This is a genomic window from Legionella spiritensis (genome assembly GCF_900186965.1).
Classification (GTDB): domain Bacteria; phylum Pseudomonadota; class Gammaproteobacteria; order Legionellales; family Legionellaceae; genus Legionella_C; species Legionella_C spiritensis.
The window spans coordinates 822616-842981 of sequence record NZ_LT906457.1 but is presented as its reverse complement, the minus strand read 5'-3'; the positions used below and the strand labels follow the sequence as shown (position 1 = coordinate 842981).

Genomic DNA, 20366 nt, shown 5'->3' with positions numbered 1-20366 from the left:
TGTTTATTATGACAACACAGACCTTACTGTCCCAATCCTGTGAAAGCCTGGCCGGCGTGGGACCCGTGCTTGCCCGTAAACTGGCTAAATGCGGCATCCATACCGTTGGGGATCTGCTCTTTCACATGCCTTACCGGTATCAGGACAGAACCCGTATTACCCCTATTCGGGATTTGCGTTCCGAGGAATACTGTGTCATAGCCGGACGCGTTTGTAAAACAGAGATTAAATACGGCAAAAAAATGATGCTGTATTGTCATGTGGAAGACAAAACCGGCCTGCTTCGCCTGCGTTTCTTTCATTTCAACAAACAACAGGTCAACGCCCTTAATCAAAGTCACGGAATACGCGCGTTTGGAGAAGCCAGAGCGAACGGTCACTCATTTGAAATGATTCACCCGGAGTATCAATTAATCGGAGAAGAGGAACAATTCACCGTTGATGAGTATTTAACCCCCATTTATCCGACGACCCAGGGTCTGACCCAGGCGCGTCTGCGGCAATTGGTCAAGCTGGCTCTGACTACGGCGCAACAGGCATTACAGGATCTGGAGTGGATGTCGCAAAACGACTTGCAAAACCACCGACTATTCTCTTTCGAAAAAGCCATCCCCCTGTTGCATCAGCCGCCGCCGGATACCGCACTAAAAACCATTGAGGAAGGCAGCCATCCGGCATGGCAACGGCTGGTCGTGGATGAATTGATCGCGCAACGGGTCAGCATGCAGTTCGCAAGACAACATCGTCATGGCCTGTCGGCTCCTGTGATTCATCCTCACCGCCCTCTGGCCGAACGTTTTTTACAAAATCTCCCTTTTAACCTGACTGGCGCACAGCAGCGGGTCATTGCGGAAATTGTCAATGATTTGAGTTCACCCCATCCCATGCTGAGGCTGGTGCAAGGGGATGTCGGATCAGGAAAAACCCTGGTGGCCGCCTTCGCCGCCCTGCACGCCATCGCTGCGGGGTTTCAGGTCGCTTTTATGGCGCCGACCGATTTATTGAGCGAACAACACGCCAACAATTTACAGAGCTGGTTTCAACCACTTGGCATACCATGCCTCAGGCTTACCGGAAAAATGAAACGCAGCGAACGCAAGCAAACCCTGGCACAACTGGCCAATCGGGATTGTTCTTTCGTCATTGGCACCCATGCCCTGTTTCAGGAGGAGGTTGAGTTCGCCGGACTTGGACTGGTTATTATTGACGAACAGCATCGCTTTGGCGTGGAGCAGCGTTTGCAATTGCAACAAAAAGGCCAGACCGGACACATCACCCCCCATCAATTGTTAATGACGGCCACTCCGATTCCAAGAACACTGGCCATGACCCAGTTCGCTCATCTCGATTTGTCCGTCATCGATGAATTACCCCCGGGACGAACGCCTGTAACCACTGCGGTCATCCATCAGGACAAACGGGATACCATTATACAGCGTCTGCGATCAGCCATTACCCAGGGGAAACAAGCCTATTGGGTATGCACATTAATTGAAGAGTCCGAGAAACTGCAATGTATGGCCGCCACGGCAACCGCCAAAAACCTGCAGGAGCAATTGCCCGATGTGCGGGTCGGTCTGATTCATGGGCGCATGAAAGGCGTTGAAAAAGAAGCGACCATGGCGGCGTTCAAGCAGCGGGAGCTGGATCTGCTGGTGGCGACCACGGTTATTGAGGTTGGGGTCGATGTTCCGAACGCCAGCCTGATGATTATCGAAAACGCCGAACGACTGGGCTTATCGCAACTGCATCAATTACGGGGCCGTGTCGGGCGGGGTAATACGGCGTCTCATTGCCTGTTGCTCTATCAGCCGCCATTGACTCATACCGGGACTGAGCGATTACGGATCATGCGTTCAACCACGGATGGCTTTGTTATCGCCGAGAGAGATCTGGCACTTCGCGGCGGCGGTGAATTATTAGGGTCACGCCAGACCGGATACCACGATTTTAAAATTGCCAATTTGCAGCGCGACAAATCGCTCCTGCCGAAAGTAGCCAGTCTCACCAGTCAACTGGTGAACAACAACCCTCAAACCGCGCTCGCGATTGCCCGACGCTGGCTGGGGGATTTTGAGCAATTTCTGCAAGGCTAGTGCCTCATCCTGTAGCCCGTCATGAAGGCAAAGCCGTAATGCGGGAAAATGTCCACTTGGGCGCTCGCCTGTTCTCCTGGTACCCTATTGGACTATGAAACCCGCAATACGGCCACAGGCCTCCTAACGGGCTACGGTTCTTTTACAAAAAACATGTAGCCCGTCATGAAGGCAAAGCCGTAATGCGGGATAACGTCCACTTAGGCGCTCGCCTGTTCTCCTGGGTACCTTTATTGGACCATGAAACCCGCAATACGGCCACAGGCCTCCTTGCGGGCTACGCTTTTTTTACAAAAAACATGTAGCCCGTCATGAAGGCAAAGCCGTAATGCGGGATAACGTCCACTTGGGCGCTCGCCTGTTCTCCTGGGTACCTTTATTGGACCATGAAACCCGCAATACGGCCACAGGCCTCCTTGCGGGCTACGCTCTTTTGCAAAAAAATGTGCCAGGAAAATTGGAGTAATATCCAAACAAACAGGATTTTACCTTGAGCAAGACTTGATAATCCGGCAAGATCATTGAAGAATGGGCACCCGTTGCGAGTAAAAGGAAAAATAAAATGGTTGTCGCGGATCGATATTGGCAGGCCAAAAAAGTCACGTTGATTGGGGCGCTGGTTAACACCTTGCTCGGCATCACAAAACTGGTTGGCGGTCTGTTACTCCATTCGCACGCGCTTGTCGCCGATGGCGTTCATTCCTTTTCTGATCTGGTCACCGACGTTATGGTTCTGTTTGCCTCGAAATTCGGCAGCCAGGATGCCGATGTAAGCCACCCTTACGGCCATAAACGCATCGAAACGGCGGCCACACTGTTACTTGCCTTGCTGCTCATTTTAGCGGGAATTGGTATCGCCTGGGACGCGTTTCGGGAGTTACTCCAGGGCAGTAGTGAAAAACCGGGCTGGCTGGCCTTTCCAATCGCCTTGTTATCTCTGGTTGCCAACGAAATCTTGTTTTACTACACCCGCCATGTGGGACAAACCATACAATCCGCCCTGATTCTGGCTAACGCCTGGCATCACCGCTCCGACGCGGCATCCTCCGCCGTGGTGGCCATAGGCTTGCTGGGCAGTCTGTTTGGCTATGTGTATCTTGATGCCGTTGCCGCGGTTATTGTCGGTATTCTTATTGTCAAAATGGGTGTTGATTACGGCTGGAACAGCGTCAAGGAACTGGTTGATACCGCCGTTGAGCCGGCCATGCTTGAGAAAATTGAATCCATTATCCGTGACATTGACGGCGTCAAAAAAATTCATCAATTGCGCAGCCGCCTGATGGGCGGGGATATTCTGATTGACGTGCATGTGCTGGTAGATCCGTTCATCTCCGTCTCGGAAGGTCATTACATTGCCCAGCATGTCCATCATTCTCTGGTAAAAAAACTGGATCGGGTCAAAGACGTCACCGTTCACATCGATCCGGAAGACGATGAAATCACCTGCCCTTCCATGCACTTACCCAATCGTAATCAACTCAACAGCCAGTTTGTGCAGGCATGGAAACACGCTTTTCCGGGCATTATGTCCTGGACCGTGCATTATCTGGACGGACGCATGATTATTGATATTGTTTATGAAGGTGAGCCAAACGACAAAAAACAATGGCGGGAAATGATAGAAAAAACGCTTGTTTTACATCCCTATATTCAGGAAGTTCGTATTCTTTCCCACTATGGCCAGATTACCACGGAACAGGGTTCCTGATCGTGCGCTCGATATGAATCCACTCGCAACGACCAGAAAATACTTGCTAAATCACAGATGTGAAAATATTATGCACTTCCATGCTGTGTAGAGGAAATATCCCCGTGGACATCGTTGTCGCGCTGAAATTGATTTTTGCCTTAATTATCTTTGCCGTCATTTTACTGGCCGGTTGGTATCCATTTAAAAAACGGATCCGGAAAGACGAGCATATTGATTTTCCAATCGGTGAGACTCTGGCCACCGGTGTTTTTCTTGGTGCCGGCCTGATGCACATGCTGCCTGAATCCAACACGCTGTTTGCCGCCATGGGTTACCATTATCCTTTTGCCTATATCATTACCGGCGTCGTATTTCTGTTTTTCCTGTGGTTTGAGCATCTGGGCACGGAACTGTATCATCACCAGCATAGCAATCACCCGGCTTTCGCCATTCTCGCCTGGGGCATGTTATCCATCCATTCCCTGATGCTGGGAGCGGCGTTGGGATTAACCCACCATAATTCCCTGGTCATTATGCTGTTTCTTGCTATCATTACCCACAAATGGGCGGAGAGCTTTGCCATCGCCGTGCAACTTAACAAGAGTTCGCTGCGCTTGCGTTCGAGCCTGCTCTTCTTTCTCAGTTTCGCCCTCATGACACCTCTCGGAATATTTATCGGCTGGTATTTTGGTCATGGTGTGGAAACGGATTCGCTGATTGATCCCATATTGATTGCCGCATCCGCCGGTACATTCCTTTACCTGGGAACCTTGCACGGACTGGAGCGCTGTGTGATGGTGGAGCGCTGTTGTAACCTCCGTGATTTCAGCTTCGTAATCATCGGATTTTTATTAATGGCTTCCGTGGCGGCCTATGTCTGAATTTATCACCCAGCAGCCTCTCATACTGGCTTCCGCGTCCCAAAGCCGCCAACGGTTGTTACAAACATTGGGATTACGCTTTGAGGTGGTGCCGTCATTTTGTGATGAAGAACAAATAAAACGCCGGTCACAACACAGCACCCATAGCGAACTGGCTGCCGAACTGGCCGCCGCCAAGGCGCTTTTGATCAGTGAGGAATATCCTAAACATTATGTTATCGCAGCCGACCAGCTATGCGTTTTTGGGGATACTGTTTTTGACAAACCCGGAGATCATCAGGAAGCCGTCCGCCATTTACGAACGTTACGCGGCAAAACCCATCAGCAAATTTCAGCCTGTTGCATTGCCAGGAGATCGGAAATTATCTGGTCTGTGCAAGACGTGGCGTCGCTCACCATGCGGCATTTAAGCGACCAGGCAATAGAAGCGTATCTCCTTGCCGATCAACCTTATCAAAGTTGTGGCGCCTATCATTACGAAGGCAAAGCCAAATGGCTGTTCAGTGAAGTCACCGGCAGCGACAGTACCATTCAGGGATTACCGGTACAACTGTTGATTCAAGCCTTAATCGAACACCGCATCGTTACGTTATAGACTCCGCACACCTGTCCGGATACCGATTTCTTACCCGCCACAACAACGTTTGGAAAGAAGTCTATTGACACGTTCCTCAAGCCAGCGACTATACTAATCATACAAGGACTCCCGGAGCGGATACACATGGTAGCAAGTAAAAAAAATAAAAAACTACCCCATAAGGACGCGTTAGGTCTTATCAACAAACCTGAAAAATCAACCGGCGTCAGACAAAAATACGATCGTATCGCCTGCGTATTCCAGGGCGGCGGCGCCCTGGGCGCTTTTCAGGTCGGCGCATTTCGGGCCATCCACGAACAAGGCTATCGGCCAAATTTCTATGCCGGGGTGTCCATCGGCTCCATTAATTCCTCGATCATTGCCGGCAATCCTCCGGAAAAGCAGATTGATAAGCTCATGGAATTCTGGGACACCATCGTTCCCGATTTATGGAGCGATGCGATGGCAACCTTTCACAACATTGAATTCATGCATCATTTACATAACCGGATTAGTTCCATGGCGGTTGTTTTTCAGGGGTTGGAGGGGTTTTTCAGACCCAGGCTTGTTCCACCCACCCCCCTGACCCGGGACACACCTGATAAATTAAGTTATTACGATACCTCTCCATTAAAACATACGCTGGAAAAGCTTATTGACTTTGATCTCATCAACGATAAACACGTGACACTTTGCCTTGGAGCCGTGAACATCGCCACCGGCCAGATGGAATTTTTCAACAATCAGAAAATGACCATAACACCCGAGCATGTCATGGCCAGCGGCGCTTTGCCGCCAGGGTTTCCCGCCATAAAAATCGATGATGATTACTACTGGGATGGAGGCATTTATGCCAATACTCCCCTGGTGACGGTTCTGGACGCCTTACCGGAACAGGATACCCTCTGCTTCGTTATCGATTGTTTCAGTCTGGAAGGACAATTACCCATTACCATGGATCAACTGGAGGAAAGGCAGAAAGACATTCGCTATGCCAGCCATTCACGTCGCCTGACCAACGTATATACCAGCCGTCAGAATTTACAGGCCGCGATTCAATTCCTCGGCACCCAGTTACCTGCGGAAGTCAAAAAAGATCCTGAAATTCAGAAAATACTGAAACTGGGGCATGAAAAGCGCTTCAGCGTGGTACACATCATATACAGCGGCACGCCTTACTCGCACTCCTACAAGGACTATAATTTTGCTCATTACGTCATCGACCTTCGCTTAAGGGAAGGCTATGAAAACGCCATGAAAGTTCTGAAGAAACCGGAGTGGGAAAATACAACGGAGAAAAAGCTCGCCTGCTCCATTTATGGCGTATCGAGCGATTATTTTGATCAGCATTAGCAGGTCAACACTCCCTAATTAGTTTCATTTTTAATTTGACCATCTCCTGGATGCCGCGAACAAGTCTCGGCACGTAGGCTGTGAGGATGTATTGCAAACACTTCCTAATATTTTTTTGACATAACCCCTTATTTTTATAATATAATTCTGATTTTCTCTCCAATGAAGAACAATAATGAAAAAAGTGATTTTAGTGACTGGTGTATCATCTGGACTGGGATTAAGCCTTACTGTAAAACTGGCGTCTTGTGGACATATCGTTTACGCGACCATGAGAAATCTGCAAAAAAAAGCCGCTTTGCAAGAAGCACTAAACACTCAGGGCGTGCACGCCAATTTGCTGGAATGTGATGTGGCATCAACGCAAAGTGTCGAAAACTCCGTCAAGACCATTATTGATCAAGAAGGCCGAATTGATTGTCTGATCAATAACGCCGGGCGAGGTTTTATCAAAACAACCGAGCAAGCCAGCGAACAGGATATTGCTGACGTGTTGAATACTAATTTTATGGGCGTTGTGCGTACCACAAAAGCGGTATTGCCTCATATGCGTCAAAAACGCAGTGGGCATATCATTAACATTAGTTCTGTTGGTGGTTTAATAGGACAGCCGTTTAATGAAGTCTATTGCGCATCGAAATTTGCCGTCGAAGGGTACACTGAGAGTCTGGCCTGTTATGTCCAGCCGTTTTTTAATATTGCATTCAGCTTGATTGAACCAGGCGGTATTCAATCGCAATTTGTCAATAATATTTTATCGGACTACAGTCAGCAGGATTTGGATGAGGACTACAAACCCGTTCTTGCTCGTTATCTTGGTAGTGCGCAAGACAGAGCGGGACAATCCGACAGTGAACCAGTGTATCAAAGCAGTGATGAGGTCGCGAATTGTGTTATTGAGGTGCTTAACAGTAAAAATCCGCCGCTTCGAGTACGCACCTCAAATTGGGCGCGTGATTTTTGTCAACTAAAAACCCAGGTTGATCCGGATGGAACCTTATCGGTTGAGCGTGTGTATAAAAATTTTCTGGATGTCCAGGAAGAAAGTACTGTTTAATGCTCCGTAATTATGATGCCAGACAGGAAAATCCGAGTCCCTCTAACGTATGCCCACGCCCTGTAAATAAAGGGACATAAATAAACACGCAGGCATGCGTTAACAAGCCGATCCCCGAGTCAGGGGCTACAGTTTCTGCAAAACCTCCTGAATATGTTTCACCGCCTCAACCTCCATGGGCAAGGATTGTTTCGGCGCGTTGCCAAAAGGGATGATCGCCCGTTTAAAACCATGTTTTGCGGCTTCTCGTAAACGTTCCTGACCACTTTGCACCGGCCTTATCTCGCCGGCCAGACCCACCTCGCCAAAAATGATAGTTTCCCGATCTACCACACGGTTGCGTAGACTGGAAACCACCGCCGCCAACAAGGCCAGATCACTCCCCGTTTCCGTCACTTTGACACCGCCGACCACATTGATAAACACATCCTGATCATACGTTGCCACCCCGCCATGACGATGTAATACCGCGAGCAGAATAGCGAGACGGTTATGCTCAAGCCCGGCGGTGACTCGCTTGGGCTGCTGGCCATGCGCTTCATCCACCAGAGCCTGCACTTCAACAAGCATAGGCCTTGATCCTTCCCAGGTCACCATCACGGCACTACCCGGTGTCGTTTCCGGCTGGCGAGACAGGAAGATAGCGGACGGATTGGCAACTTCTTTCAAACCGCGATCCGTCATGGCGAAGACACCCAGCTCGTTAACCGCGCCAAACCGGTTTTTAATGGCGCGAATCACCCGAAACCGGCTGTCGCTCTGTCCCTCAAAATAGAGCACGCTATCCACCATATGCTCCAGAACCCGCGGCCCGGCCAACGCCCCCTCCTTGGTGACATGACCCACGATAAATACGGCCGTATTGGTCATTTTGGCAAAACGAACCAGTTGCGCGGCCGATTCACGTACCTGACCGACCCCTCCCGGAGCGGAACTGAGCGTTTCGGTAAAAATGGTTTGCACCGAATCGATCACGATAATACGAGGCGCTTCCTTGCGGGCATGGGCCATGATCGTTTCCACCTGGGTTTCCGCCAGCAACCGAAGCCCCGCAAGCGGCAATTGCAGCCGTTTGGCACGCATGGCCACCTGTTGCAATGATTCCTCTCCGGTGACATAAAGCACCGGTTGCGTCCGGGATAAATTAGCCAGTGTTTGCAAAAGCAGCGTGGACTTGCCAATGCCCGGGTCGCCTCCTATCAACACCACCGATCCGTCTACCAACCCGCCGCCCAATACCCGGTTTAACTCGGACAAGCCGCAATCCATGCGGATTTCCGTATCCAATACGACGTCGTCAACGGACGTAACCATCGAGCGTTGATTGGCGTAATGGGCAACCCTGCCATTGCGGCTGGCCGGTGCGGCACTTTCTTCCGTCACCACATTCCAGGCACCGCACTGTGCGCATTGTCCGGCCCATTGGGAAAATACCGCACCGCACTGGCTACAGACAAATCGAGTTTTTGTTTTCATTTATTCTTCCATTAAAAAAGACATTGGGCTTGTTAAATCATGTTTCTGATTTTAAACTCACAGGCATGCCATATTAAACCAATTCAATAAAAATGAATAAAACATCATTCCAGTGGGCCGTTATCGGTGCCGGGCCTGCCGGTATTGCTTCCGTTGGGAAACTGCTCGATCATGGCATTCCTCCTGACGAGATATTGTGGCTTGATCCCTGCTTCAAAGTCGGCGATCTCGGGCAATTATGGTCTAACGTGTCCAGTAACACGACTGTATGGCGATTCACCGATTTTCTGCACGACGCCGCGTCTTTTCGCTATGGCAAATCATCGCCGGATTTTGCGCTTAATCACCTGCCGCCTGAGAACACCTGTCTCTTGAGTCGTGTTGTAGAACCCTTGCAATGGGTATCCGATCACCTCAGCCAACAGGTAACAAGCGTAAAAACCCTGGTACATAGCATGACTCTTTCAGAGCGCACATGGTCATTAACAGGGGATAAGGACGTATTCAAAACCCAAAACGTAATACTGGCAACAGGCGCCGTTGCCGCCAGCCTGAATTACCCCGGGGTTGACGTTATCCCGTTTGAGACGGCGATAGACAAGCAGCGGTTGGCCCGGAGCATTGACAAGCAACAAACCTACGGTGTGTTCGGCTCGTCCCACTCGGCCATTATTATCTTGCGTTACCTGGTTGAACTCGGAGTTAAAAAGATCATCAATTTCTATCGCTCACCCTGTCGCTATGCTATCGAAATGGGCGACTGGATTCTCTTTGACAATACCGGCCTGAAGGGTGACACCGCCGCCTGGGCTCATGATAACATCGACGGTGTTCTGCCGGATAATCTGGTGCGTTACAACACCAGCGAACAAAACATGACCCGCTACCTCCCTGAATGCCATCAAGTTATTTACGCCGTGGGCTTCACCAGACGCAACAATCTGGTCGTTAATGATTACGAGCATCTGACCTGCAACCCGCACGTGGGTATCATAGGACCTGGATTATTTGGTGTCGGCATCGGTTTCCCGGAACAAAAAACCGACCCTTTCGGCAGTGTCGAGGATCAGGTCGGATTATGGAAATTCATGACGTATTTAAACAAAGTGATGCCTGTCTGGTTTAAATACTCGACTTGATCCAGAAAGGCTGTCCTTTATGTCCCCTGCTCTTTCCTGTTGTACATCCATTGATGAGGTACCAGCATTGCAAGTTTATTATGAAACAGTATACTGTCGTTTTTGCGGAATAAAGGGGACTTAGGTGACGAAAACGATCCATTTTGAAAAATCCATGAGTGAACTGGAGGGGATTGTTTTACAGCTTGAAAAAGGTGAGTTATCCCTTGAAGAATCTCTCAAACAATTCGAGAAAGGCATTACGCTTGCCCGTAAATGCCAGGAAGTCTTGACTCAGGCCGAACAAAAAATTGAAAAGCTGACTGCCAGCCAGACTCACTCCGCAGACGATAACTCTGATGATCAATAACAGGTTTACGGCGTTTGTAAACCGCCACGAGGATGTGTTACATCAGCTTCTTGCCAGTAGCGAGATAGCAGCGCCCCGTCTTAAAGAAGCCATCTCCTACGCTCTTTTCCCCGGAGGAAAACGGCTCAGACCTTTACTGATTTATCTGTTTGGTGAATTACTATCCGTGGAACTCGCCTGTCTGGACATCATCGCCGCCGCCATGGAATTCACTCATTGTTACTCACTCGTCCATGACGATTTACCGGCTATGGACGACGACGACCTGCGCCGCGGCAAACCCAGTTGCCACCGGGCCTTTGACGAAGCCACCGCGATTCTGGTGGGCGACGGCCTGCAAATGCTGGCGATTGATATTTTGTTAGACAAACTCGCCGGTGATCTTCCTGCCTCAAAGATAGTGGCGATCACGAAAACACTGAGCCGCGCTTCCGGAGTGGCCGGTATGGTAAGCGGCCAAAGCCTTGATCTGACCGATTTGGCACAACCGTCTGTGCATGAATCGCAATTGCGACGGATTCATACGCTCAAAACAGGACGATTGATTCTTGCCTGTGCCGACATGACCATAGCCGCCGCCGATCAACCCGATCCCGAAGCCATGACGGCCTTACGCGACTATGCCGCCCATTTGGGACTGGTTTTCCAGATGCAGGACGACTATCTCGATCAATACGCCGGGGGCACCCACGGCAAAGGCCGCCTGTCCGACGAGATGAATGATAAAGTAACCTACGCGACGCTTTATTCCAGAAATGATTTGCAAAACCTTGTTCATGACCATTACCGGAAAGCACGACAGGCACTGGCCTGTTTCGAAGACAGGGCAGCCGATTTGCTCACTCTGACGGACACGTTGCAATATCGTTAACACGCCACGAATGAGGACACGCCCTAGGCTCTGTGAACCAATTTTTTCCGCTCGAAAACAAGACAACTATAGTTGCGCAACAACTAATAATGTCTTGTAGCCCGTCATGAAGGCGAAGCCGTAATGCGGGATAACGTTCCTAATTGACACATCAAACCCGCAATACGGCCGCAGGCCTCCTTACGGGCTACGGCCTTTTCGCAAAAAAATGGTGTCAATTGGCCGCATTTGCAGCTGTGAAAATTTTTGTTCACAGAACCTGGAGAACGACCTCGCCAGACTATTGAAATGCAAGAGGAGGGAGAAGGCTGTCTGATGCAACAGGTATCATACCCTCACCACTTCCGCAGGACGGATTAAAATTATCAACAACGGCTGCGACAATATCATCAATCATTTCCTGTTTGACCGCTTCAAAAGCTTTCGTAATTTGCTGGTCAATAAAATAATAATTTATTCTCTCCGAATGATACAACGACGAACGCGGGACCTGGGCAATTAATTGCTCCATCTCATCATTGGTTATGGCATTCTTAATTGAATAAATAGCCAGATTCAGGTACCCATTGGCCTGTTTCGCGATCTCTTCGCGATTTGGATCGCCATCGTCACCACACAGGTTTAAATACAGGGTATCCAGTTTCGTTCTATGCTCAATGGAATAATCATAGAGATAAAGCCTGATTTTTTGTCCGGCTTCAGAATATAATACAGGCTTTTTTTCATCCGGTTGGCCTGCATCTTCGCTATCACAAATGACTAAATTGAAAGAAGCACCATTAATATTGATTTGGTGGGCCAAAAGTACGGTGATGTCCTGACAGATATCCTCTAGCATATTTTTGATAAAGGGCGGATTGATATGGTCATAATCACCAAATAGCATGGAACGACCATAATGACACCGGTTCTTTAAATCCCGGACCTGCAGTCCTTTATTCGCCAATGCGGGAAAGCTGTCCGTTTGCAAGGTTGTAAAACTGGCACCCTCCACTGTAACCGTCACGGATTGGTAAGTTTGTGACATCAGTCCGTACTGGCCTAGCATGTCGGCAATCAGGGATTCTTCATAAATGATTCGTGCCCAATCTTTTTTTCCGATGTATTTCGCATCCAGATTGGGTAGCATCAAAGCCTTGCCATGGCCAATATCATAAAATTTTTTGCTACCCCCTGAACCCAATAAAAAGCCGGTCGTATCCATTTCTTTTTGTTCAAGTTCGGCAATTTGCCGGCGAATGTCATCACATTGTTTCCTTAAAACGGCGCTTTCTCTTTGATAGTCATGTTCAAAAATTTTTCCGGCCTCCCTGTCCTCGAACAAATCGATTCTTTTCTCCATTATCGCGGATTTTTCTTCGTGAAGCGCGTACAGTTCGCTTGATAAACCGCTTTCATTTAATAAAATCGTTTCACCGTTAATGACGACGGGCAAGAATTTTCGTCTGCCGATAGCGGCAAGTTTGTCTATGGCATTTTTATAAAAAAAACGAATATGACCGGAACACGTATCAGGTGATTCAATTTTACCTTGCATATTTGTGGGTACCAAAGGAATAGAAATGTACAATATTTAACCACAAAAACCAACGAAATACAAATTGATTTTTTTATATCAAAAAAATTCCGGCGAGTATTTCAGAGCGTGTCCATATTTGGGCTTCGCCATGAACACCGGGATAATTTAGCGCAAAGATGACAATCAATGAGCAGAAATGAGTACATAAATAGGGAGCCTTTTAAAAACACGCCCTGGCAATGGTTAATCTCTGTCTTCCCGGATCCGGAGCAGTTCTCATGCCGGGGTAGCTTGGGAGTTACATTTTTTTCACTGAATTGGCTAGAAATTCTCCGCTTATTTTTCATAGTTTTGTCGTCGTAATCTAAAAAAAACACATCTAAATTAATCTATCTTATCGGTTTTTTTAAATTATAATCAATATGTTTATCAATAAACAGACAGTTAACATTGTTAGTTTTTTGTAAAAAAGTTTTAATTTAGAAAAACAAGATATCTTTGTCATTTAAAATTCATGAAACGATAGAAAAATGCCTGCAAATCCGGAGAAAAAATTATGCGAGGAAAAGATAGAGAAATAGACCCTGTTATTCGAAAGAAAACCATGGATATTCTTCGAAAAAAATTTGAATTTGCAGATGTCGACATTGATTCTTTTGTTTACTTAAGTGAACCAGAGCGTAGAAATGTTTTGTTAAGAATTACACTTACCAGCACATCTGAATCAGTCCCAAAAAGTATTATTTTAAAACAGTCTTTACCTCAACAAGAAGACATTAATGATACAAATGCTGATGCAAGATTTTTTCGTGATTGGGCGGGTATTAAATTTGCAAGTAATATCCAGCAAAACGAACATGTACATAATACTCCATTATTTTATGGCAGCGATAATGAACTTCGATTTATTCTCATTGAAGATCTGGGTGATCCACATATCAGTTTGGTTGATTCATTAGCACCCGCAGTTCCAAACCGCTCTAAAGCTGTTTCAGCTTTAGAGCGGTATATGAAAGCATTAGGGTGCTTTCATGCTGCGAGCTTTGGACATACGGACAGCTATGAAACAATATTGAAAGAAATTAATGAAAACGCCACTGTCCCGGAAGAGGACTTGAAATCTATTTCTGAAAATTTACAGCCAAAACTTCAATCAGCTGTCGAAACACTCGGTTTACCTGTGACAACAGGCTTCACTGATGAGGTACAACAGGTTCTGGAATCCATTTTTAAACCTGGCCCATTCACCGTTCTGACTCATGGGGATATTGCTCCAGACAACGTTTTTGATCATGAGGAACCTGAAGATTTACAGTTGATTGATTTTGAATGGTCCTCTCCGCGCAATGCCTTGCTGGATGGAACCTATCTACGCATGAGCATGCCCACCGCCTGGTTTGCTAAAACCATCCCGGATGACGTACTAAAACCTCTTGAGCTAATTTACCGGGAAGAACTAAAGAAAGTAATTCCCGAAGCCTCAGATGATTTGGCTTATAGCACCAACTACACACAGGCTTGCGCCTATCATGTTTTACACGAAATGTCGAATCTCACTCATATCCTGGAAAAAGATGCGGTATGGGGTTCAGGCCCTGTGCCCAAAGATTCATTATGGAATCCAGACACTAATTCGGCCAGGTCGCGATTTTTAACCCGATTACAAACTTTTGTTGATGTAGTAACCAATCATGATAAATTGCATCCCGATCAACCCCCTATATTACCGCACCTGAGAAAGATGGCTGAAGACATGCTTGGTAAAGTCAAGGAGCTCTGGCCCGAAGCAAAATCACTTGAGTCATACCCTGCGTTTAAACCGGTCTCTCTTAACTCAAAGCAAGTGCTTCATCCCACTATATCAAGTAGTGAAAAACCTGAGTCCATCCATAACAGGGAGGTTGTTACTCCAACCACTGTTGGTTATAAGAAAGAAAATGCAGATGTTCCAATAGGAACCAGCCAGGAATACAAAGAAGTTTTATCCCTTATGAGGCAGGATGATGAATCGGTTCCGACTGCTGATAAAGAAAATGAAGCATATAATAACTATTCGATTAACCTGCCGCAAATTACACCTAAACTGCCATGGGAAATATAATATAATCGCGTAGCCATAATGCCAAAATTTAAGGCGTATGACTTACGTGCCAGAACTCTTGGTTACCGTGGTCAAGCCACGGTAATTCGGGAAGGGTAGAAATTTTTTGTCCTGTCCAGTTTTAATAGGCAAATCCTTTAAAATTTAATATTGACTTAATAATTGTTTATTAAACTGACATACAAGCACATTTAATGACTATTCCGGCCATGAAATTAATTCAGGCTAATCCGGCACTAAAAAATTTAAATGACCATATTGAAAAAAATATGGCCAGGCTGGAATACGATCCGAAAAAAAGAAACCAACGTAAGGCCGCCGGTGTTGGCTTTAAGGACAATCTGACTAACGAACAACAGCAATTTCAGGAAAAACGGGCAGCCACTGTAATCCAGCGCTTCTGGCGCAAAAAAACGGTCAAGCAATCGTTCACGAGAAGCCCGTATTTTACCTATCTTTCCCTCATTGACCCCAACGACGAACAACGCTTGCTTTCGAGTATTATGTTTGGCAGGCATGTCGCTGAATTTCAGACAGGCTCGCGCTATCGGGTTAAAAACCCGTTCATCCATAAAAACGCCTATTATCATCGAGATGACAACCTCTCAGGTTTCCTGATTGACGGCTTGATGTCCGAGTTTCACATTCCGCTAAACAAGAAAGAACAGTACCTCTTTATACCTGTCACTTTGTTAAAAAATACACCCGTTGAAGAGCTATTCAAACAATTTTTTCCGAAAAAAACAATGTTGTTTGAGTCTAATATCATTAAGGATGACCAGCATACGGTGGGTTTTATTACTTTGCCAAAAAACCATCATAATTGTAAATATATTATCAATGTATTAAGAGCGTTCGGTGTCATCGCTTCCCCCTGGGAAATTGCAATTAATATCAACAAAAAGGGAAATTTTAACATCCCCAGGCCCATCAAGCTTTACAAACATTTACCGGACTCGTCAGAGGCGTTACTCAAAAGCCGGATCATCTATAAGCTATCCCGTCTTGCCCGAAACAATCGCTATCCAACACAAAAGCTTGCAACCAGCTTGCTTGAAATTTTAAAAAACCTGCCTGACCATCTAAAACCGGACGCGATCCAGCGTATTGCCTGTATGGTAGATATGGCAAATACGTTTTATGAAACCGATTACCCGCGATTCGCTTTCGCCGTATACACAATCATTCATGAAATCAGCTTATCCCTTTTAAAACAGCAAAACCCGGACGATCTGGCCAAGGGGTTTCATGAATTTCTAAATGAATCAAAGCGTACTTTTTACGGGTCAACGGGCCTTGACAGCGGGAAACAGGATAAAACCGCATTTATTGCCTGCCCCGCCATGTCCGGCACCAATGCTTATGCGCTGGCCATGAAGCTTGCCTTGAACATGCAAACAGCATCGGGAAAAACGCCTTCCGTTAAGGTGGTCAAACCGGCTTATTATGAATTTAATTACCTTACGAAAACCACAAGCCGTTCCAACGCCGATATTTTCGTACTCACGGCCGGCCCAATTGTCAATCCGGAAGGATTAACGCCCGGCGTTGACATTAACCGCTTTGTACAACGCAATATTATCGCCAAAAAAAGAAAAAAACCTGCCGTACTGGTTATTGACGCCACTACGGCACTTTATAAAAACCTGAAACTTGCGCCGGAGGTACAAGCGCTGGTCAATGAGGAAAAATTATCCATCATCATCCACGAAAGCCACCAGAAATTCGGCATGATTCATAGTGATCAGGCACAATATGGACGCATGTTTGCCTTATGTTCAAAGGAGCATTTTGACCAGGATGTCATTCATGACATGCAAGCCGGTGCCTGGGAGGATTATTCAACTCACCTGGATTTACGTGTAGGTGCCTATATCAGTTCTACCTGCGGTGACACGCTGGAAGCCATTAAACAACAACACTTTACCAACGGGGCTTTATTAAGAAATATCCTTACCCGGGTATCACTCGCGTCCAGGAAAATCATCACGCATCAAGACATGCTAGCCAATCCTGATGAGTTGTATTTTGTAACGTCCACACATGACAAATTCCGGGAAACGTTAAAAAATATTATTGAAAATAGAGACAGTTTCGGTCATTTTGGTACCGTGGGAACAACGGTTGATTACCAGTTCCGACTTAGTCCGGGCGCTTCGGATGATCTGGATTGTTTCATCCAGGCGGCACAAATTTATCTGGCCAATCATTTTAAGCCGCAAGATGCTCTGAAATTACTTCTTCAGCATACCAGTAACGACGGCTCCCTGTCACTTTCCGAACAAATTATTACCATAGCCCTGGCAAATAACGCAAGCGCTCTCCTGTCCTCCAGTACCCCTGACGCCTTGCCGCGGCTATTTACCTTACAAACGTTGCTGGGTCAATGCGACTCATTAAAAGGAAGAACCTGTCATACGCACCTTGCAGAAATTTATTATGAATTAAAGCAACAAATCATTGCCGATTATAAGATAAACAATCCCAAGGATTTTTTTGCAATGACCAAAATTCTTTACGAGAAAAATCTAACCTTAACCGAACAACAGGTCAAGCGACTGGCAGAGAATAATTTCATAAGGAATTTCCTCATGAAACACCACAGGGAATTATCCACAGCCGCTTTGTCAGCTATTTTGGACTTGTCCGGCGAGGTGTTAAACGAAAAACAAATCCGGATGATGCTCGATAACAAACCATTTTCCGGCAGTGTCATAAAAATCCATCAGACGATAGGCGACGTATTATCATGCCTGCAAGACGCCCCGGGGAAACATGAAAAAGCCATGACATGTTCCAAACAATATTACAAAACCTGTCTTGATGCCTTGCAAACATTTCATGATGCCGCTTTAAAAAATAAAAGCGCCCAAAAAACGTTGATAGCCAGCCTCAATTGCGCTCAGGATCATTTCTGCAAACATGTATTAGGTGAGGATAGAAGCGCTTTTTCAAAAACGGTTCGATATCTCATGAAAGGCGTTGTCAATTTCATTGCCGCCCTGACGTTCGGCATCGCCCATTATATGAATTACAAAACCACCGGGCAGACTTTATTTTTATCAGGGACAGCCAGTGAAAACAAATTAAAACGCTTCCACAGGACATTTCAGGAGGAGCTGGAAGATACAAACGCCACTGATTCGCCAATACCAATCAGCGTACCCGGTCGATAGCCATAGAACCGGTTTTTAACAATCTCCAGCCTCCATAAACCAGATGAAACGGCAGATAACGATCCGGCGCTATAATTTTAAAGACTCGCCCCATGTTTCCTTGAAGCAAATATCCTGTAATTTGCGGCGTCCGGCATAGGGTTTATCCTTGCCTTTTCTCCGCCCTATGGCCAGCAACGCGACAACACGCACATGATCAGGGATCTCGAGCAACGACTTGACTTTATCCTCGAAGAAACCTTCCATTGGCGCGGTATCAAAGCCAAGCGTTTCCGCTGTCCACATCATGGTCGTAAAAGCAATCATGACATGACGGTTGACCCATACGGCATAATCCGGCGAAAGACCCATAGCATTGCCTGCACGACGATCAAAGGTTTTGTTTATTATTTTCCTTACCTCCTGGTTTTGGTCGTCACTGAAACCATGCCGTGCCGCCTCGTCAAGCACATCATCCAGACTGTTGCCTCGTGGCGCATTCAAATCACCGCAACAAACAATAACCGCCCCTGCTTCTTCCACTTTAGGCTGATCCATTGCCGCCTCGCGCAGGCGTTTTTTCTGCCGGGCGTCACGAACCACAATGAATCGCCATGGCTGCAGATTGTATCCGCTGGGTGATTCGATACCCGCGTTTATAATCGCAGAGAGGCTATGATCCGGTATGGATGAACCATCGAAGTCCGGTGTTGCGCGTCGCTCGGTCAGAACATCACTGAGAAGGCGCTCCTGATAATAATCCGGGTTTGGTGTTTTCATTGGTCATTCCTTTTCATTCCATTCCATAGACGTTACATTTAAATTATAATACATCCGGTGTTTCTATCTTGTTTGTCGAAACGAAAACGGGTCGATTATAGTTTCCTGTACCCCGTCATGAAGGCTTCGCTGTCATGCGGGAAAACGTTCTCCCAGGCGCCCACCTGTTTTCCTGCTACCCTATTGAACCATGAAACCCGCAATACGGCCGCAGGCCTCCTTACGGGCTACGGCTCTTTTGCAAAAAAAATTTGTTCACAAAATCTATGACCGTTTTGATATCGACTTCTCCAATCCGGACATATCATCACGTCATGTTTATATGGAACAACGCATTCTATGATAGAATATGCACACTTTGTTTCACATAAGAACTAATATGCCTTTTAATAGTTTTTCAGATTTCTATAAGCCTAATCAGAACTGGATGGATTTGGACGGCGTTGATGTCAAAGCAACACTAATATCTATGTACCCTGAGTATTACGATGAAAACCATGACGTTAACATGCCCGAATTATTAAGCGGTATCATCAAGCAAGAATACAAAGCGAAAGAACTGTTCAAATCGATATTTAAAATGTCTTACAAGGGATCATTTACCTCCCGTCTAACCTCACTTCCCCCACTGCAAAATATTATGGACAAATATGGAAGCGAGATCCTTGCTCATGGTGTCGAGGAAATGAAAGGCGGGCAATATAGCCTTCTTATGATGGCCGTAACCGGTGATATTAAAATTAATCAGACAGGTTGGGGAAAGTTTCAACCCGGACTACCCAATATATCACCCGTGCAACATGGTCCTTATTACATCATTTATTCGATTGGAAAAAGTTCTGTCAGCCCCTCATACCCGAAGATAGGAGACATTGAGCACATATTGGTTCCTTTCAAGGAAAATATAGAGATATTAATTACTCACATTACTAAAATGGAAACAGCAGGATTGGTTACGTCTTTACAAAAAGACATATTTATTGACAAACTAATTTCCTATGACCAATTAGAAGAAAAATTGGCAGAAGAATTCCCCATTGAAGAGAATCAAGCGGAAAACGCTACGGTATCGACCCAAAAACCGGACCTTTCTAAATCTCATTCTCCCCTCTTGCCAAGTCATCTGGATGATAAAAAGCCATCTAATAAACGCCGAAATCCAGGATTTTTTGAGCGAAAAACGAAGCGCCATCTGGATTTTAGCGAGTTTCAAGACTGCTCTCCGGCGTCAGGCAAATAAATACCTACCAGCCAGGGGAGCGCCCTGGCCGCCCCGTGAGCAGCACTAAAACTCATCGAAAAATCAACGGGTTTGACAACGT

Annotated in this window: 15 protein-coding genes; 12 read left to right on the top strand and 3 right to left on the bottom strand. The window is 46.6% G+C overall.

Annotation, left to right across the window (positions count from 1 at the left end):
• Positions 1–8: 8 nt before the first annotated feature.
• The 6 genes from recG to CKW05_RS03890 all read left to right on the top strand — a co-directional run bounded on the left by recG (position 9) and on the right by CKW05_RS03890 (position 7654).
• Positions 9–2096: an ATP-dependent DNA helicase RecG gene (recG, locus tag CKW05_RS03915; protein ID WP_058484473.1), complete on the top strand. Its 2088-nt coding sequence runs from the start codon at positions 9–11 to the stop codon at positions 2094–2096.
• A gap of 562 nt (positions 2097–2658) precedes the next feature.
• On the top strand, positions 2659–3804 hold the full coding sequence (locus tag CKW05_RS03910) for a cation diffusion facilitator family transporter (protein ID WP_058484096.1): 1146 nt from the start codon (positions 2659–2661) through the stop codon (positions 3802–3804).
• A 104-nt stretch (positions 3805–3908) separates the two neighbouring features.
• Positions 3909–4667: a ZIP family metal transporter gene (locus CKW05_RS03905; protein ID WP_231950691.1), complete on the top strand. Its 759-nt coding sequence runs from the start codon at positions 3909–3911 to the stop codon at positions 4665–4667.
• Positions 4660–5262, top strand: a complete 603-nt coding sequence (locus CKW05_RS03900; protein WP_058484098.1) for a Maf family protein — start codon at positions 4660–4662, stop codon at positions 5260–5262. Before CKW05_RS03905 ends, CKW05_RS03900 begins: the two co-directional genes overlap by 8 nt.
• A gap of 126 nt (positions 5263–5388) precedes the next feature.
• Positions 5389–6597, top strand: a complete 1209-nt coding sequence (locus CKW05_RS03895) for a patatin-like phospholipase family protein (protein WP_058484099.1) — start codon at positions 5389–5391, stop codon at positions 6595–6597.
• Between the two features lie 175 nt (positions 6598–6772).
• Positions 6773–7654: an SDR family oxidoreductase gene (locus CKW05_RS03890; protein ID WP_058484100.1), complete on the top strand. Its 882-nt coding sequence runs from the start codon at positions 6773–6775 to the stop codon at positions 7652–7654.
• 126 nt (positions 7655–7780) lie between these two features.
• On the opposite strand, the gene radA is transcribed toward CKW05_RS03890, so the two are convergent.
• Positions 7781–9130 (bottom strand): DNA repair protein RadA, encoded by a 1350-nt coding sequence (gene radA, locus CKW05_RS03885; protein WP_058484101.1) that lies wholly within the window; start codon positions 9128–9130, stop codon positions 7781–7783.
• Between the two features lie 92 nt (positions 9131–9222).
• Here radA and CKW05_RS03880 point away from each other — a divergent pair, with 92 nt between their 5' ends.
• From CKW05_RS03880 to CKW05_RS03870, 3 genes are all read left to right on the top strand, one after another.
• Positions 9223–10269 (top strand): FAD-dependent oxidoreductase, encoded by a 1047-nt coding sequence (locus CKW05_RS03880; RefSeq protein WP_058484102.1) that lies wholly within the window; start codon positions 9223–9225, stop codon positions 10267–10269.
• Positions 10270–10393: 124 nt separating this feature from the next.
• Positions 10394–10618 (top strand): exodeoxyribonuclease VII small subunit, encoded by a 225-nt coding sequence (locus tag CKW05_RS03875; RefSeq protein ID WP_058484103.1) that lies wholly within the window; start codon positions 10394–10396, stop codon positions 10616–10618.
• Positions 10608–11489, top strand: coding sequence for a polyprenyl synthetase family protein (locus CKW05_RS03870; RefSeq protein WP_058484104.1), 882 nt, complete (start codon positions 10608–10610; stop codon positions 11487–11489). The genes CKW05_RS03875 and CKW05_RS03870 overlap by 11 nt, the downstream gene beginning before the upstream one ends.
• A gap of 280 nt (positions 11490–11769) precedes the next feature.
• On the opposite strand, the gene CKW05_RS03865 is transcribed toward CKW05_RS03870, so the two are convergent.
• On the bottom strand, positions 11770–13026 hold the full coding sequence (locus CKW05_RS03865) for a hypothetical protein (RefSeq protein ID WP_058484105.1): 1257 nt from the start codon (positions 13024–13026) through the stop codon (positions 11770–11772).
• A gap of 538 nt (positions 13027–13564) precedes the next feature.
• Between CKW05_RS03865 and CKW05_RS03860 the strand changes: the two genes are divergently transcribed.
• A complete protein-coding gene (locus CKW05_RS03860) occupies positions 13565–15109 on the top strand; it encodes a protein kinase family protein (protein ID WP_058484106.1) in 1545 nt (514 codons plus the stop codon).
• A 194-nt stretch (positions 15110–15303) separates the two neighbouring features.
• On the top strand, positions 15304–18285 hold the full coding sequence (locus CKW05_RS03855; protein WP_058484107.1) for a hypothetical protein: 2982 nt from the start codon (positions 15304–15306) through the stop codon (positions 18283–18285).
• A 69-nt stretch (positions 18286–18354) separates the two neighbouring features.
• Here the strand turns inward: CKW05_RS03855 and CKW05_RS03850 are convergent, their stop codons facing one another.
• Positions 18355–19044 carry a nitroreductase family protein gene (locus CKW05_RS03850; protein ID WP_058484108.1) on the bottom strand — a complete coding sequence of 230 codons (690 nt, stop codon included), beginning with the start codon at positions 19042–19044 and terminating at the stop codon, positions 18355–18357.
• A 379-nt stretch (positions 19045–19423) separates the two neighbouring features.
• Here CKW05_RS03850 and CKW05_RS03845 point away from each other — a divergent pair, with 379 nt between their 5' ends.
• Entirely contained in the window at positions 19424–20284 is an 861-nt protein-coding gene (locus tag CKW05_RS03845) for a hypothetical protein (protein ID WP_133141191.1), read from the top strand.
• The last annotated feature ends 82 nt before the right edge of the window (positions 20285–20366 follow it).